Annotated in this window: 16 protein-coding genes; 9 read left to right on the forward strand and 7 right to left on the reverse strand. The window is 72.7% G+C overall.

Annotated features, from left to right (window positions below; translation table 11 throughout):
- Nucleotides 1-7: 7 nt before the first annotated feature.
- Nucleotides 8-361: a helix-turn-helix domain-containing protein gene (locus ABEG17_RS04200; protein ID WP_406832033.1), complete on the reverse strand. Its 354-nt coding sequence runs from the start codon at nucleotides 359-361 to the stop codon at nucleotides 8-10.
- Between the two features lie 70 nt (nucleotides 362-431).
- A complete protein-coding gene (locus tag ABEG17_RS04205) occupies nucleotides 432-833 on the reverse strand; it encodes a cobalamin B12-binding domain-containing protein (protein ID WP_406832034.1) in 402 nt (133 codons plus the stop codon).
- Between the two features lie 150 nt (nucleotides 834-983).
- On the opposite strand from ABEG17_RS04205, the gene ABEG17_RS04210 reads away from it, so the two are divergent.
- Nucleotides 984-2,006: a lipase family alpha/beta hydrolase gene (locus ABEG17_RS04210; protein WP_406832035.1), complete on the forward strand. Its 1,023-nt coding sequence runs from the start codon at nucleotides 984-986 to the stop codon at nucleotides 2,004-2,006.
- Nucleotides 2,007-2,161: 155 nt separating this feature from the next.
- Entirely contained in the window at nucleotides 2,162-2,974 is an 813-nt protein-coding gene (locus ABEG17_RS04215; RefSeq protein ID WP_406832036.1) for a M23 family metallopeptidase, read from the forward strand.
- Between the two features lie 113 nt (nucleotides 2,975-3,087).
- Here the strand turns inward: ABEG17_RS04215 and pcrA are convergent, their stop codons facing one another.
- Complete coding sequence (pcrA, locus tag ABEG17_RS04220) at nucleotides 3,088-5,532, reverse strand: DNA helicase PcrA (protein ID WP_406832037.1); 2,445 nt, start codon at nucleotides 5,530-5,532, stop codon at nucleotides 3,088-3,090.
- A 46-nt stretch (nucleotides 5,533-5,578) separates the two neighbouring features.
- On the opposite strand from pcrA, the gene ABEG17_RS04225 reads away from it, so the two are divergent.
- Complete coding sequence (locus ABEG17_RS04225; protein WP_406832038.1) at nucleotides 5,579-6,145, forward strand: GNAT family N-acetyltransferase; 567 nt, start codon at nucleotides 5,579-5,581, stop codon at nucleotides 6,143-6,145.
- A 220-nt stretch (nucleotides 6,146-6,365) separates the two neighbouring features.
- A complete protein-coding gene (locus ABEG17_RS04230) occupies nucleotides 6,366-7,718 on the forward strand; it encodes an MFS transporter (protein WP_406832039.1) in 1,353 nt (450 codons plus the stop codon).
- Nucleotides 7,719-7,727: 9 nt separating this feature from the next.
- On the opposite strand, the gene ABEG17_RS04235 is transcribed toward ABEG17_RS04230, so the two are convergent.
- Nucleotides 7,728-9,122 carry an FUSC family protein gene (locus ABEG17_RS04235; protein ID WP_406832040.1) on the reverse strand — a complete coding sequence of 465 codons (1,395 nt, stop codon included), beginning with the start codon at nucleotides 9,120-9,122 and terminating at the stop codon, nucleotides 7,728-7,730.
- 73 nt (nucleotides 9,123-9,195) lie between these two features.
- Between ABEG17_RS04235 and ABEG17_RS04240 the strand changes: the two genes are divergently transcribed.
- From ABEG17_RS04240 to ABEG17_RS04255, 4 genes are all read left to right on the forward strand, one after another.
- Nucleotides 9,196-10,035: a uracil-DNA glycosylase gene (locus tag ABEG17_RS04240; RefSeq protein WP_406832041.1), complete on the forward strand. Its 840-nt coding sequence runs from the start codon at nucleotides 9,196-9,198 to the stop codon at nucleotides 10,033-10,035.
- Nucleotides 10,028-10,291, forward strand: a complete 264-nt coding sequence (locus ABEG17_RS04245; protein ID WP_406832042.1) for a GNAT family N-acetyltransferase — start codon at nucleotides 10,028-10,030, stop codon at nucleotides 10,289-10,291. The genes ABEG17_RS04240 and ABEG17_RS04245 overlap by 8 nt, the downstream gene beginning before the upstream one ends.
- A 105-nt stretch (nucleotides 10,292-10,396) precedes the next feature.
- Nucleotides 10,397-11,398 carry a quinone oxidoreductase family protein gene (locus ABEG17_RS04250; RefSeq protein WP_406832043.1) on the forward strand — a complete coding sequence of 334 codons (1,002 nt, stop codon included), beginning with the start codon at nucleotides 10,397-10,399 and terminating at the stop codon, nucleotides 11,396-11,398.
- A gap of 31 nt (nucleotides 11,399-11,429) precedes the next feature.
- The gene (locus ABEG17_RS04255; protein ID WP_406832044.1) at nucleotides 11,430-12,545 is read left to right on the forward strand and encodes a DNA polymerase IV; all 1,116 of its coding nucleotides are present in this window, start codon (nucleotides 11,430-11,432) and stop codon (nucleotides 12,543-12,545) included.
- Nucleotides 12,546-12,697: 152 nt separating this feature from the next.
- On the opposite strand, the gene ABEG17_RS04260 is transcribed toward ABEG17_RS04255, so the two are convergent.
- Nucleotides 12,698-13,054 (reverse strand): hypothetical protein, encoded by a 357-nt coding sequence (locus ABEG17_RS04260; RefSeq protein WP_406832045.1) that lies wholly within the window; start codon nucleotides 13,052-13,054, stop codon nucleotides 12,698-12,700.
- A 153-nt stretch (nucleotides 13,055-13,207) separates the two neighbouring features.
- Between ABEG17_RS04260 and ABEG17_RS04265 the strand changes: the two genes are divergently transcribed.
- Nucleotides 13,208-13,714 carry a pyridoxamine 5'-phosphate oxidase family protein gene (locus tag ABEG17_RS04265; RefSeq protein ID WP_406832046.1) on the forward strand — a complete coding sequence of 169 codons (507 nt, stop codon included), beginning with the start codon at nucleotides 13,208-13,210 and terminating at the stop codon, nucleotides 13,712-13,714.
- A 66-nt stretch (nucleotides 13,715-13,780) separates the two neighbouring features.
- Here the strand turns inward: ABEG17_RS04265 and ABEG17_RS04270 are convergent, their stop codons facing one another.
- Nucleotides 13,781-14,461, reverse strand: a complete 681-nt coding sequence (locus ABEG17_RS04270) for a LuxR C-terminal-related transcriptional regulator (RefSeq protein WP_406832047.1) — start codon at nucleotides 14,459-14,461, stop codon at nucleotides 13,781-13,783.
- Nucleotides 14,448-15,839, reverse strand: a complete 1,392-nt coding sequence (locus tag ABEG17_RS04275; protein ID WP_406832048.1) for a PspC domain-containing protein — start codon at nucleotides 15,837-15,839, stop codon at nucleotides 14,448-14,450. The genes ABEG17_RS04270 and ABEG17_RS04275 overlap by 14 nt, the downstream gene beginning before the upstream one ends.
- Nucleotides 15,840-15,853 lie beyond the last annotated feature (14 nt).

Genomic DNA, 15,853 nt, shown 5'->3' on the forward strand with positions numbered 1-15,853 from the left:
GGCCCTGTCAGGCGGACAGCCTGATGTCGCCCGGCTGCGGCGCCGCCAGCGACTCGTGCTGGCGACGCAGGTCGAGCGACGCGAGGTGGGTGACCTCCACGACGCCGCACCCCAGGGCACCCGAGATGGCCGCGAGGACCTCGGACGAGGGGTCCTTACGGCCACGCTCGACCTCGGAGAGGTACTGCGGCGAGATCCCCGCACGCTGTGCGGTCTCGGTCAGGGTCAGGCCGCGACGCTTGCGCAGGTGTCGCAGGCGGGCGCCGACCACCTCACGCCACAGCGGCTCGGGGACCTGCCGCGCGGGCGACAAGTCGGACCTGTGTCGGCCGACCAGCGTCAGGGTGGAAACGGTGCTCATGGACCGACGGTAGGCGGATACCCGGGGAGGCGGCAGCCGAGTTCGCCGACGGCAGAACGACCCGGTCGGGCTAGTGCTGGGTGACGTTGCCCCGGACCCACTCCACGATCTCGGTCGTGGTCGCGCCGGGGGTGAAGACCTTGGCGACGCCGATCTTCGCCAGCTCTGGGATGTCGCCCTCAGGGATGATCCCGCCACCGAACACGACGATGTCAGCGGCGTCGCGCTGCGCGAGGAGGTCCATGACCTTCGCGAAGAGCGTCATGTGGGCGCCGGAGAGGACCGAGAGGCCCACGGCGTCGGCGTCCTCCTGGATCGCGGCCTCGACGATCTGCTCCGGGGTCTGGTGCAGGCCGGTGTAGACGACCTCCATCCCCGCGTCCCGCAGGGCTCGGGCCACGACCTTGGCGCCACGGTCATGGCCGTCCAGGCCCGGCTTGGCCACGACCACGCGCAACGGTGAGCTAGTCATGGCCGAACACTATCCACTCTGTGGACACCTGAGGACACCGCCTCCGGGCGAGATCCGCCACACGCCCCGCTCCTCCCGTCGCCGCGCCGCTCCTTGGAGGACCAACATCCCGCGCACCTGACCCCCTGCTCGGCTAGGTTCGGAGTTGTCATGTCGCAGAGTTCCCCTCTCCCGCGCCGCGGCCCCGCAGCGTTGCGGTCGGCCCCGGGCGACGTCCCGCGCCGGGCGCGGGCCTTGGGGAGGCTCGCCGGCTCCACGGTCGCCCGGGTGACCGGCACGGTGGAGGCAGCCGCCACCGCCGCCCAGGACGTCGTCGGCGGCGCCGCCAAGGCGCTGGCCACACCGACCGGCATGCTCGGGGCCACGGTCGAGGCAGCCTGGCTGACCACGCACCTGGCTCTCTACCCCTGGGGACTGGTGGGCCGGCACGGTCGCGACAGCCAGCTGGAGTACCGCGTCGAGCACCTGCCGCCGACGCAGCGCGGCCTGGTCATCTCCGACGTGGAAGCCGCCGGGACGCCGATCCTGCTCGTGCACGGGATGGTCGACAACCGCTCGATCTTCACGTTGCTGCGCCTGGGCCTGCGCCGTCGCGGCTTCGGCCGGGTGGTGAGCATGAACTACTCCCCGTTCACCGCAGACGTGCGCGTCGCCGCGGCACAGCTGGCGGAGGAGGTCGAGGCACTCGTGGCCGAGACCGGGTACGAGCGCATCCACGTGGTGGGGCACTCCATGGGCGGTCTGATCGCCCGCTACTACGTCACCCGGCTGGGCGGCGACGCCCGGGTGCACACGCTCGTCACGCTGGGCACGCCCCACCAGGGGACCTACACGGCATACGGGTGGCACAGCCGGCTGACCCGGCAGCTGCGGCCGAACAGTGGGCTCATGCGTGAGCTCGACCAGCCGGTGCCGCAGTGCCGCACGCGGTTCGTCGTCTACTGGTCGGACCTGGACCAGATGGTCTTCCCGCAACGCCACGCGGCGCTGGACCACCCCGACCTGAGCGTCCGCAACATCGACCTGCACGGGGTCGGCCACATGTCGCTGCCGATCATCGGCAGCGTCGTGCACGGCATCTCCTCGACGCTGGCGCACCTGGACTCCGAGGGCCACACGGTCACGCCCGGGGTCACCGTGCTGCAGCGCCGCACCACCCGCCCGGCCTCCTGACCTGCGCAGACGCACAACCGGGCCGCGTCGTGAGTCGATCTCACGACTTCTCGCCGGCCGCCACCTGTGGAGAGCGATTTTGGGTCACGAAGTGGTCACGGTATCGTCGGCGACTCCGTGCCCTCCAACGCCCCCCACGCAAGGTGCCCCTCTCTGTGAGCTCCTCCCCCTCCTACGACGGTCGTCACCGCGCCCCCGGCCGCCACCGTGCGCCCCGGCGCGGACCGCGTGTCCCCGCCGGCTTCCGTGGCGGCTTCATCCTCCCCACCGCTGCCGCGGCCGCGCTGGTCGTGACGGCGACCGGTGCGACGGTGGCCGAGTCCTCTCCCATGCACGTCGACCCGACGGGCCACCAGGCCACGACGCGCGCCCAGAGCGCCGCGCTGGCCGAGTTCGACCGCGTCGAGGCGACCCAGCAGCGTGAGGTCCAGGCCACCGCGGCCCAGAGCCGGGTGCTCGAGGCGCAGCGGATCGCCCGCAGCGCAGAGCGCCGGGCCGTGGCCGGCAAGGTCGCGAAGCAGAAGGCCCAGGCCGCGGCGGCGGCCGCGGTGGCCAAGGCCGAGGCCAAGCGCAAGAGCTCCGAGCGGTGGCTCATGCCGATCAAGGGCGCCGTCTTCACCTCCGGCTACGGCTGGCGCTGGGGCCGCATGCACCAGGGCGACGACTTCGGCACCCCGATCGGCACGCCGCTGCACGCCATGTCCTCCGGCACCATCGTCTTCGCCGGTGTCCAGGGCGGTTACGGCAACAAGGTCGAGATCGAGTACTGGGACGGCACCGTCTCCGTCTTCGGGCACATGAACTCCATCGCCGTCTCGGTCGGCGACAAGGTCGCCCCGGGCGACGTCGTCGGTGCGTCCGGCAACACCGGCCACTCCACCGGCCCGCACCTGCACCTCGAGATCCACCCGGGCGGTGGCGCGGCGATCGACCCCGCACCCTGGCTGCGCGACCACGGCCTCCAGTAGGCCCAGCACGCACCGACAAAGGCGCCCCGCGGAGATCCGCCGGGCGCCTCTGTCGTTCGCGCGCGCCATACCCGTTCCGTATGGCGCGTGGGCGCCGACGGGGCCGGGTCGGGTCAGAGCTTCTCGAGCGGCGCGTAGCGCAGCAGGAAGCGCTTGACCCCGGTGTCGCCACCGAAGTCGACGTGCGCCTGCGTCTTGTCGCCGTCGCCCTCGGTCTTGACGACCGTACCCATGCCGTAGCTGTCGTGGGTGACCTTGTCACCCGAGTGCAGCGAGATGAGGGGGCGGTTGCCCGGGGAGCGCACACCGGGACGCTGGGCGAGCCGGGCCACCGCGGGGGTCGAGGACCGCCGGTAGCTGTTGGCCGCCTCGACCCGCTGCCAGTCCAGGAGGTGGGCCGGGATCTCGTCGAGGAACCGGCTGGCCGGGTTGTACTGCGGCGCCCCCCACGCCGAGCGCACGGCGGCCCGCGACAGGTGCAGGCGCTCGCGGGCCCGGGTGATGCCGACGTAGGCGAGGCGGCGCTCCTCCTCGAGCTCCTTGGGGTCGCCGAGGCTGCGCAGGTGGGGGAAGGTGCCGTCCTCGAGCCCGGTGAGGAACACGACCGGGAACTCCAGGCCCTTCGCGGTGTGCAGCGTCATCAGCGTCACGACGCCGAGCTCCTCGGCCTCCTCGCCGTCGGGGATCTCGTCGGCGTCGGCCACGAGCGACACCTGCTCGAGGAAGTCCTCGAGCGAGGCGACCTCGCCGGTCTCGGCGCGCGTCTCGTCGAACTCCTGGGCCACGGCGACGAGCTCGGCGAGGTTCTCGATGCGGGTCTCGTCCTGCGGGTCGTGCGAGGCGCGCAGCTCGGCGAGGTAGCCGGACTTCTCGATGACGGCCTCGAGGAGGGCACCGACGCCCTGCTCGTCGTCGGCGTGGACGCGGCCGAGCTCCTCGAGCAGGCCGGTGAACCCCTTGATCGCCGCGACGGAACGGGTGGCGATGCCCGGGGCGTCCTCCGGGCGGCCCAACGCCGCGACGAACGGGATCCGCTCGCGCTCGGCCAGGGCGGAGACGCAGGCCTCGGCCCGGTCACCGATGCCGCGCTTGGGGACGTTGAGGATGCGCCGCAGGTTGACCGTGTCGGTGGGGTTGGAGATGACGCGCAGGTAGGCCAGGGCGTCCTTGACCTCGCGGCGCTCGTAGAACCGCGTGCCGCCGACGACCTTGTAGGGCAACCCAACCCGCACGAAGACCTCTTCGAGCGCTCGGGACTGGGCGTTGGTGCGGTAGAAGACCGCGACGTCCTTGGGCTTGACCCCGGACGAGTCGCCGAGCTCGTCGATCGTCTTGGCGACGAACGCGGCCTCGTCGTGCTCGTTGTCGCCCACGTAGCCGACGATCATGGCGCCGTCGCCGCTGTCGGTCCAGAGGTTCTTCTTGCGGCGCTCGGGGTTCTTGGCGATCACCGAGTTGGCGGCCTGCAGGATCGTCTGGGTCGAGCGGTAGTTCTGCTCGAGCAGGATCGTCCGCGCGTTCGGGTAGTCCTGCTCGAACTCGACGATGTTGCGGATCGTCGCGCCGCGGAACGCGTAGATCGACTGGTCGGCGTCGCCGACCACCACGAGCTCGGCCGGGGGGACCTCGGGTCCGTCGCCCAGCGGCATACCGGCGGTGCCCGCTGCGCCACCGACCAGCTCACGGACGAGCTGGTACTGCGCGTGGTTGGTGTCCTGGTACTCGTCGACGAGGACGTGGCGGAACCGGCGCCGGTAGTGCTCGGCGACGTCGGGGAACGCCTGCAGGATGTTGACCGTGGTCATGATCAGGTCGTCGAAGTCGAGGGCGTTGGCCTGGCGCAGGCGGCGCTGGTAGCCGGAGTAGGCCTCGGCGAGCATCCGCTCCTGGTGGGTGCCCTCCACCACCTGTGAGGCGAAGGTCTCCTCGTCGACGAGCTCGTTCTTGAGGTTGGACACCTGGTGGCTGAACGACCGCGGCGGGTAGCGCTTCGGGTCGAGGTCGAGGTCGCGCATGACCATCGCCATGAGGCGCTGGCTGTCGGCTGCGTCGTAGATGGAGAAGGTCGACTTCAGCCCCACCTTGCCGGCCTCGCGGCGCAGGATCCGCACGCAGGCGGAGTGGAAGGTCATCACCCACATGGCCTTGGCGCGCGGTCCCACGAGGGCGGCGACGCGCTCGCGCATCTCGGCGGCGGCCTTGTTGGTGAAGGTGATGGCGAGGACCTGACCGGGCTGCACGCCGCGGGCACCGAGGAGGTAGGCGATCCGGTTGGTGAGGACGCGGGTCTTGCCCGAGCCGGCGCCGGCAACGATGAGCAGCGGGGAGCCCTCGTGCAGGACCGCCTCGCGCTGCTGGGTGTTGAGGCCCTCGAGCAGGGTCTCGGGGTCCGCGTGGCGGTCGGCGGCGCCGTCGGGGCCGTGGCCCTCCGCTGCAGCCTGGGCCCAGGTGGGCACGCCCCGCTCGTCGACGGCGGTCGCTCGCGCGGCCGCTGCCGAGGGTCGGGAGTCGGGAGACGGGTGACCGTCGAAGGGCAGGTCGTCGAACAGCGTGCTCATGTTGGCTCCAGCCTACGTGCCCCGGCTGACAGGTAGCGTCACGTGCATGACCCGCCTCGTCACCCCGCACGTGCGCCACCAGGCGTCCTACCTGGCCGCGAGCGACGAGTTCCTCGTCTCACGGGAGCAGCGCGACGGCGACGGCGACTGGGTCCACCAGCCCGAGCCGGGGTACGCCGGGTTCACCTTCACCCGGGAGGGGCTGCGCGACCCGGAGGAGTTCGGGCGGTTCGTGGCCCTGAGGCGGCTGGCCCGGAACGACGACGCACCGCGCCGCCACGGGTGGACGCCGGTGACGTTCCTGTGGATGGTCGTCGGTGACGAGTACGTCGGGTCGCTGGCGATCCGGCACCGGCTCACCGACCAGCTGCTCGAGGAGGGCGGGCACATCGGGTACTCCGTGCGTCCCACCGCCCGGCGACGCGGCCACGCCACCCGCGCGCTCGCCCGGGCGCTGGTCCTGGCCCACGGTGTCGTCGACCGACCCGAGCTCCTGGTGACCTGCCTGGCGGACAACGTCGGGTCGAGGGCGGTGATCGAGGGCAACGGCGGCCAGTACGAGGACACCCGCGACGGGGTCCGCCGCTACTGGATCCCCACCCGTCCGCGCTGACCCGTGGGCGGGCGGCTAGCTAGGGGCGCGTCGGGGCTCACCAAGGCTGGGGGTCCCGACGGGGCGATCCCGGCCGGATCGTGCACGAATCGCCCTCACGGGCGGGCGGCAGGGGCGATTCGTGCACGATCTGCCACGAACCGGCCGGTCGGCGGGCCTCGGGTCCGTCACGAACCGCCGGGGGCCGAAACCCGGTTGCCCCTCTGCGTAGCGTGAGGGAGTGGCCGACCAGACCCCGGTGAGGGACCTGCTGCGCGAACGTCAGTTCGCGCTGCTCGTCAGCGCCCGCACCCTGTCGATGCTGGCGGTGGCGTTCGCCCCGGTGGCCCTGGCGTTCGGCATCCTCGACCTGCCCGGCGCCACCCCGACCACCCTGTCGGTGGTGCTCGCCTCCGAGGCCGTCGCGGTCGTCGTCTTCATCCTCGCCGGCGGGGTGGTCGCCGACCGTTACCCGCGGCACCGCGTGCTGCAGGTGGCCGAGTGGGTCAACGCCCTGGCCCACGCAGCGCTGGCCGTGATGATCGGTACGGGGCACGCGCCCCTCTGGGGGCTGGTCACCGCTGCCGTGGTGTCGGGGACCGCCACCGCGACCGTGTGGCCGGCCCTGACCGGGATCATCCCGGAGGTGGTGCCGCCGGAGCACCTGCAGCAGGGGAACGCGCTGCTCGCCCTCGGCGTCAACATCGCCCGGGTGGCCGGCCTCGTCGGTGGCGGGCTCGTCGTGGCCGCCGTCGGTGGCGGCTGGGCCCTGGCCCTCGCGAGCGCGTCGTTCGCCGCGTCCGGCGTGATGGTCGCCCTGATGCGCCTGCCGGTCCGCGTGACGGCGGGACGCCCCGGTGCCGACGGCGGGGCCGGCGCAGACCTGGACCAGCCGTCCAGCTCGGTGCTGACCGACCTGCGCGACGGCTGGGACGAGTTCCGCTCGCGCCAGTGGTTGTGGGTGGTCGTGGTGCAGTTCTCGGTGCTGGTCATGGTGTTCCAGGCGGCCCACCTCGTCCTCGGACCCGTGGTGGCCAAGGCCGAGCTCGGAGGCCCCGCGGCCTGGACCGCCGTCCTGACCGGGGAGGCCGTGGGGCTGATCGTCGGGGTGCTCGTGGCCCTGCGCCTGCGGCCTCGTCGGCCGATCCTGCTCGGGGTGGTCCTGACCTTCGGGGCGGCGCCGCCCTACCTCCTGCTGGGTGCCGGATCCCCCCTGTGGCTGATCGTGCTGTCGGCCTTCGTCCTCGGACTGTGCTTCGACCTGTTCGGGATCATGTGGCAGACCACCATGCAGCGCCTCATCCCCGCTGCGTCCCTGTCCCGGGTCAGCTCGTATGACGCGATGGGCTCACTCATGCTCGGTCCCCTCGGCCTCGTGCTCGCCGGGCCGGCCGCCGAGCACTTCGGTGCGCACCGGGCCCTGCTCGTCTGCGGAGGCGTGATGATCCTGACGACGCTCGGGGCCCTCGCGTCCCCCGGCGTGCGCAACCTGGTCGCGCCGGGACCCGTGCAGCCCGAAACGGAGTCCTGGACCTCGGGCGGGGACGTGGGCACTGCACCGCGACCGGGGACCCCGGGACCTGGAGCTCCCTGACCGCGACGGTCAGCGCGGGTGGTGGCGGTGGCTCGTCGGCGAGACGGCGTCCGGGGCACCCGACCATGTTCCGGACCGACGTGCGCGAGCACCCGGCAGGGCGTCGCGCACCAGTGGCGCCACAGCCGCGATCGGTGCCGGCCGCTGCCATGCGGACCGCATCCGGGCACGCCGTTCGAGGTCGAGCTGCACCAGGACCTGCTCGACCGCGGCAAGCACCGAGCCACGCAGCAGCCACAGCTCGAGCCGTCCCTCGGGCCGGCTCGTCAGGAGCTCGGTGAGGATGGCGCGCGTCTCCCGCAGGATCTCCAGGCTCTCCGCGAGGGCTTCCTCGGCGCGGTCCTCGGCACCCCCGGCCTCGGCGTGCACGAGCCGGCCGTACGCCCGAAGGCAGTCGCCGACATCGGCCAGGACCACCGAGAACGCCAGCCTCGCGTCCTCGTCGAACGCGTCGTCCGCCTGCTCGTCCGCGTGCTCGTCCACGTCCACGTCCACGTCATCGTCCACGTGGTCGCTGGCCTCGTCGTTCGCCGCGCTGTCGCCGTCGGGCGGGAGCTCGGCGACGATCACCGTGAACAGGGCCCGGATCGCCAGCACGCTCGACTCGAGACGGTCCAGGCCCTCGCGCAGCCCCGGCTCGACGTCGGAGGTGGTCAGGGCGCGGGTGTTGAACCGGCGCCCCTCCTTGACCTGCGTCACGATGGCCGAGGCCTCCGCCACCTGGGCGGCCACCCCCCGGGTCTCGTCGGCCCACTTCTCGACCTCACGGCGCCGCAACCGGTCCGCCGCGATCGAGCGAGAGGCCCGGTCGAGGCAGTCCGCGGTGGCGTAGGCGACGCGCAGGACCGCCGCGCCGGCGCGGCGGCTCGGCACGGCCGAGGGCAGGACGAGGTTGAAGACGACCCCGACACCGGCTCCCACGAGCGTGAGCGCGACCCGCGCCTCGGCGGCGACGTCCGGCGACCCGACGGCCAGGATGAGCATGGCGCTGATCGGGACCTCGAGGGCCTGCTCGCCGAGGCGAAAGACCCGGGCCAGCACCAAGGAGGCGGCGATGACTGCCGCCAGGCTCCACCAGGACAGTCCTGCGAGCGCAGAGAACCCCACGGCGACCAGGACACCGGTGAGGACCGCCCCCACGCGCAGCACGCTCATCCGCAGTGTCGAGAACGCGGACGCCTGGACGACGAGCAGCGCAGTCAGCGGAGCCGTCAGGTCGGTCGAGATGCCGGTGACCTGCCGCGCGATCAGCCATGCGATGACGGCGGCCGAGGTCAGTCGCAGCACCCACGCGAGGGTGGGCCGCAGGCGACCGGGCAGGTCGCGCCAGCGACGCGGGCGCCCCGGCCACGCCCGGTCCGCGACGGCGGCCGGCCACCCGCGTCCTTCCCTGAGCTCGGCCACGCCACGAGGGTGGCACGACCTGCGCCCCGGCGACATCCGGGCGCTGCTCCACCAGCGCGTCTACGGTGACCGGATGGGCGACTCGCACCCCGTCACCGGACAGCTGTTCGACTCCCCCGTGCCGCCGGGAGCCGGGTGGCCCGGGGACCCGGCCACGCCACATACGCCGGTCGCGGTCTCCGCGGCGCAGGTCGTGCACCTCGCGGCCTCGGCGACCGAGGTCGCCGAGCTCGACGCGCGCGTCAGCGTGTGCCGCGCCTGCCCGCGACTGGTGGGATGGCGCGAGTCGGTGGCCACGACGGGACGGCGGGCCTCCTTCGCCGACCAGCCCTACTGGGGCCGACCGGGACCGGGGTTCGGCGACCCGCAGGCGCAGGTGCTCGTCGTGGGGCTGGCGCCGGCGGCGAACGGCACCAACCGCACCGGGCGCATGTTCACCGGCGACCGGTCCGGCGACTGGTTGTATGCCGCGCTGCACCGCGGCGGGTACGCGTCCCAACCGCGGTCGTGGGCGGCCGGGGACGGGCTCGTCCTGACGAACCTGCGCATCGTCGCCGCCGTGCGCTGCGCGCCGCCGGACAACAAGCCGACCACCGTGGAGAAGGCGACCTGCGCCCCGTGGCTCGACCGTGACCTGGCCCTGGCGGCTCCCCGGCTGCGGTCGGTGCTGGCGCTCGGCGCCATCGGCTGGGACGCCTTCCTCGGCAGTGCCCGCAGGTCCGGTTGGGAGGTGCCGCGCCCCAAACCGCGGTTCGGGCACGGCGCCGAGGCGGTGCTGACGACGCCGGAGGGACGGGCGGTCCGCCTCGTCGGCAGCTACCACGTGAGCCAGCAGAACACCTTCACCGGCAAGCTCACCGAACCCATGCTCGACGCCGTGGTCGCCCGGTTGGGAGGACCTCACGATGCCTAGACCAGATGCGGTCCTGCTCGCCACCGTGGGCGGGCACGTCGGCTACTCCGTCCGGCCGTCTGCCCGACGCCGCGGGTTCGCCTCGGACGCGTTGCGCCACGTCGTGCCCGTAGCTGCCGGGCTCGGCATCGAGCGCCTCCTCGTCACGTGCGACCTCGACAACCTCGGGTCCGCCCGCACGATCGAGTCGGCCGGTGGTGAGCTGGAGGGCGAGCTCGAGGGCAAGCGGCGCTACTGGATCAGGACCGGGGCCTGACCGTCCGGACCGCCACGTTCGGGGCGGGGTGCGCCCCACGGAGCGCACGGCTTCCCACGGGCCGCCGTGCTCGCCTACCAGAAGGGCCTCGCCTAGGGTCGGAGCATGCCTTCCGACGCAACGACCACGCAGCACGCCCGAGCCCTCGTCGTCCCTCGCAACGGCGACTCCTCGGTCCTGGAGGTCCAGGACACCGAGGTGCGAGCGCCGCGCGAGGGTGAGGTGCAGGTGGCGGTGGCGGCGGTCGGCGTCAACTTCATCGACGTCTACCAGCGCCAAGGCGTCTACCCGCTGCCCACGCCGTTCGTCTCCTGCTCAGAGGGGGCAGGCACCGTCACCGCGGTCGGCCCCGGGGTGAGCGAGCTCGCCGTCGGTGACCGGGTCGCCTGGGGCCAGGGGCTCGGCGCCGCCGCGGAGGTGGTCAACCGCGATGTCGCGTCCCTCGTGCCCGTGCCCGACGGCGTCGAGCTCGACGTGGCCGCAGCCGCGATGCTCCAGGGCATGACGGCGCACTACCTCGTCAACTCCACGTATGCCGTCGGCGAGGGCACGGTGGCGCTCGTCCACGCCGCGGCGGGTGGGGTCGGACAGCTGCTCGTCCAGATGGTCAAGGCCAAGGGTGGGCACGTGGTCGCGACGGCCGGCTCCGCCGAAAAGCTGGCTATCGCCAAGGCCCTCGGCGCCGACCACGTCATCAACTACAGCGACGTCGACGATCTCGCTGCCGAGGTACGAAAAGCCAATGGTGGCAACGGTGTCGACGTGGCCTACGACGGTGTCGGAAAGTCGACGTTCGACGCCTCGCTGGCCTCCCTGCGACCCCGCGGGATGATGGTGCTGTTCGGTGGGGCGAGTGGTCAGGTCCCGCCCTTCGACCTGCAGCGGCTCAACACCGGCGGCTCGCTCTTCGTCACCCGCCCCACGCTCGGCAGCTACGTCGCCACGCGCAAGGAGCTGCTCGAGCGCGGGACCTCCGTCCTCGGAGACATCGCCGCCGGTCGGCTCGCGATCGACATCGGGGGTCGCTACCCGCTTGCCGACGCCGCCCGCGCCTACGACGACCTCGAGGGCCGGCGCACCACGGGCAAGCTCCTGCTCGTTCCCTGACGCCGTCACCCCCACCGGGCAGGATGGGGTCATGGCACCCGAGGTCAGCCCCGACGTCCCGGCCGTCCGGCCGTGGGTGCTGCACGTCGACCTCGACCAGTTCATCGCCGCCGTCGAGGTGCTGCGCCGCCCCGAGCTCGCCGGCCTCCCGGTCATCGTCGGCGGTCGTGGCGACCCCACCGAACGTGCTGTGGTCTCCACCGCCTCCTACGAAGCCCGCGCCTTCGGTGTCCACTCCGGTATGCCGCTCAAGCTCGCCGTCCGCAAGTGCCCGGAGGCCGTGGTCCTGGCGGTCGACGGCCCGGCGTACGACGCGGCGTCAGCCGAGGTGATGGCCACCCTCAAGGCCGTCCCGGGAGCCGTGGTGCAGGTGCTCGGCTGGGACGAGGCGTTCGTCGGGATCGAGACCGACGACCCGTGGGCGGTGGCCCGGTCCATCCAGGCGGCCGTCCTGGAGCGCACCGACCTGCACTGCTCGGTGGGCGTGGGCGACACCACGGTCCGGGCCAAGATCGCCACCGACTTCGGCAAACCGCGCGGCGTCTTCGAGCTGACGCGCGAGAACTGGTTCGAGGTGATGGGCGAGCGCCCGACCACCGCACTGTGGGGCGTCGGGACACGGATCGCGGCCCGGCTCGCCGGCCACGGGATCGAGACCGTGCACGACCTGGCGACGGCCGACGAGACGGTGCTGGTCGCCGAGTTCGGTCCGTCGATGGGTCCGCACTACCGGCGACTGGGCCGCGGGATCGGCACGAGGACGGTTGACGACACGCCGTGGATCGCTCGGGCCCATGGTCGCGAGACGACCTATCAGACGAATCTGGCTGAGCTGCAAGAGATCTCGGATGCCTTGACGTCGCTGGCGGAGCAGGTGGTCGAGGACATTCGGCGCGAGGAGCGGGCCTGCATGCGGGTGCACCTCAAGGTGCGCTTCGCACCGTTCTTCACCACGACCCGCATCCGCAAGCTCGCCGAGCCGACGTTCGACGCCGAGGTGATCGCGGCCACGGCACTCGACCTGCTGGTGGGACTCGGCGACGACCGGCCGATCAGGCTGCTCGGCGTGCGGGCCGAGATGGTGCCGCCCGAGGGTGGCTACGCACCTCCGCGCACCGTCGGCCGGGGCGGGCCGCCCGCCCGCTGACCATCACCGAGAGTCGGGTCCGCCGACGCCGACGAGGACGAACCCCGCGACGATGAGGCGCTCGGGGCTGCGGTCGCGCAGGCGATGGGCCAGCGCCGCATACCCAGGTGTCAGAGGCGCACGGACCCGACTCTCGACGGACGTGGTGGGGGTCAGTTCCAGACGGCGGCGACGAAGACGTTGACCACGCCGAGGGCACCCGCGGCCCGGACGAGGCTGCTGCCGTCCTGGCCGCGCTTGGTGCGGGCCCGACCGATCTCGAGGAGGGCCACCACGGCGAGCGCGATGAGGAGCTTCACGCCGATCTTCGTGTGGTTGAGGTGCTCGTCCAGCGAGCTGACTCCTTCGGCGAGCCCGACCAGGACGAGCCCGGTGACGAGCTGGGCGCGAGCGCCCCACGCCATCACCGTGGTCGAGCCGGCACCGGCCAGCAGGACCAGCCAGCCGCCGACGAGGGCGGCCATGCCGAGGAGGTGGGCGACGACGAAGAGGTCGTAGACGAGCTGCATGACCCGCAGCCTATCGGCGCCGTCGGTGGCAGCGTCCGGGCGCGCGCCCCGGCCGCGCGGCTGCAGGAGGTGCCGCCTCCCAGCTGTCGGGTTAGCGTCGGGGAACAAGCCCCTGAGCAGGGCGAACGCCGAGATGACGACGAAGGAACCACCGTGACCGACTCCCACCACTCCGCCACCCACGACCCTGACGCCGTCGCCAAGGTCCGCGACCTCGTCAAGGACGAGCGCACCTGCATGTTCACGACGATCGGCCCTGACGGCTCGATCGTCAGCCGTCCGATGGCCACCCAGGAGGTCGAGTTCGACGGCGACCTGTGGTTCTTCGCCGAGGCCTCCTCCCCCAAGGTCGCCGAGGTCCAGGCCGACCCGCGCGTCAACATCGGCTACGCCGGCGGCTCCTCCTGGGTGTCGGTCTCCGGCACGGCCGAGGTCGTCCGCGACGCCGCGAAGAACAAGGAGCTCTGGAACCCGTTCGCCGAGGCGTGGTTCGCCAAGGGCCCCGAGGACCCTGAGGTCGTGCTGCTCAAGGTCCACGGCGAGAGTGCCGAGTACTGGGACAGCCCCGGCGGCCGCGTCGCCAGCGTGATCGCCCTGGTCAAGGCCAAGGTCACCGGTGACAAGCCCGACGTGGGCGACAACGAGACCGTCCAGCTCTAGCTCGTCCTGCGAGACGACGACGGGGTCCCCGGCCGCTGCCGGGACCCCGTCGTCGCGCTGTGCCCGTCAGAGGAGGCGGCGGCCCATCGCCCAGGCGGTGAGCTCGTGCCGGGAGGACAGCTGGAGCTTGCGCAGCACCGAGGAGACGTGGGTCTCGACCGTCTTGACCGAGATGAACAGCTCCTTGGCGACCTCCTTGTACTGGTAGCCGCGGGCGATGAGGCGCATGACCTCTCGCTCCCGGGCCGAGAGCCGGTCGAGCTCCTCGTCCACCTCGGCGATCTCACCGGCAGCCGCGCCGAACGCGTCGAGGACGAAGCCCGCGAGGCGTGGCGAGAAGACGGCGTCACCGTCGGCCACCCGCTGGATCGCCCGCGTCAGGTCGGTCGCGCTGATCGTCTTGGTGACGTAGCCGCGGGCACCGGCCCGGATCACCGCGATGACGTCCTCGGCAGCATCGGAGACCGACAGGGCGAGGAACCGCACCGGCTGCCCGTCGGCGGTCTCCAGACCGCGGCAGCCGTGCAGGACGTCGACCCCGCCGTTGCCGTTCCCACCGGGCAGGTGCACGTCGAGCAGCACCACCGGCGGCCGAGCCGCACGGATCACGGCGACGGCGGTGTCCACGTCCGGTGCCTCGCCGACGATGGACACGGTGTCGCCCAGCTCGGCCTTGACCCCCGAGCGGAACATCCGGTGGTCGTCGACGAGGACGACCTCGACGGGTTTGCGGTCAGGCGTGTTCACGGGTCTCCTCGGGGGCTGGCTGCGGCGGCTGCTGGGGCGGCGTGACGGACGTCGTCGCGGGTGGTGTCACCGGTGGCGTCACCGGCACCGCGGGGAGGGTGAGCACCACCTCGGTGCCGTGCTCGAGGCGGCGCACCCGCGCCGTACCTCCGTGGCGGTCCATCCGACCGAGGATGGACTGGCGCACGCCGAGGCGGTCGTCGGGCACCTCGTCGAGCTCGAACCCCGGTCCGTGGTCGCGCACGAACGCCTCGACCCCCGACGGTCCGACCTCGAGGTAGAGCGAGACCGGCGCCGCGCCGTGGCGAACGGCGTTGAGCAGCGCCTCGCGCACAGCGCGGCTGAGCGCCAGCCCCCCGTCGTCCAGCGGCCGGTCACCCGTGGACACGACGTCGATCGGTATGCCGTGCAGGTCCTCGACCTCGTGCGCCACCTCGGCGACCGCTGCGGCGAGGGTGGCGTCGCTGTCGGCCGGCCCGGCGTACAGCCAGGACCGCAGCTCGCGCTCCTGCGCCCGGGCCAGCTGGGTGACGGCGGCCGGGTCGTCGGCCTTGCGCTGGATCAGGGCGAGCGTCTGCAGGACCGAGTCGTGCAGGTGCGCGGCGATGTCGGCGCGCTCGGTGGCCCGAGCCCGCTCGGCCTGCTCATGGCGCAGGTCCGACCAGAGGCTCAGGCCCCACGGCGCGGCGATGAGGGCGACGCCGGCAAGGACGGCGAGGACCGCGGCGCCGATGTCCCAGATGGCCTCGAGCGAGCGGCCGCGCGTGGCCATGATGACCAGGCCGGCCAGGGCGAGCACCCCACCGAACACCAGGCGCGCGGCACTGAACCGTCCCGTCCCCGAGCCGTCGCCCAGCCACCGGCCACGCTGGCGCTCGTCGAGCTGCGACCAGGCGAGCACCGCGCCGGCCGCCACGACGAGCAGCGGCAGGAGGATGCCGAGGCGGGCGTTGAGACCGGCGTTCTGGGCCACGACGACCAGGCCGAGGGCGAGCATCAGGCCACCGACGAGCAGCACCCGGGTTGCGTCGCGCTCGGCCTCGGGGGTCGCCTCGACCGACCCTTGGTCCGGTCCGCCCGCATCAGGCGCCGCGGGGTCCATGACCCGGCGCTGGCCCTCGACGAGGCCGCCACGCGACTGCGGGGTGAGCGCCCAGAGGAACACGTAGGCCACCAGGCCGGCGCCCGTGGGGAAGGACAGCACCACGAACAGCGCCCGGATCCAGCGCACCGACCAGCCGAGGTGCTCGGCCAGCCCTGCACTCACCCCGGCGATCACCTTGCCCTCGACGGGGCGCGTCAGGACGCGGCGCGCGGCGCGGCGCTCTGCGGCCCTCGCCTCCGGTGGGGGGACGGGCCGCTCGTAGGGAGTCGGCATGTCCTCATCCTGAC

It is taken from the genome of Pedococcus sp. KACC 23699 (assembly GCF_045348425.1).
Taxonomy (GTDB): Bacteria; Actinomycetota; Actinomycetes; order Actinomycetales; family Dermatophilaceae; genus Pedococcus.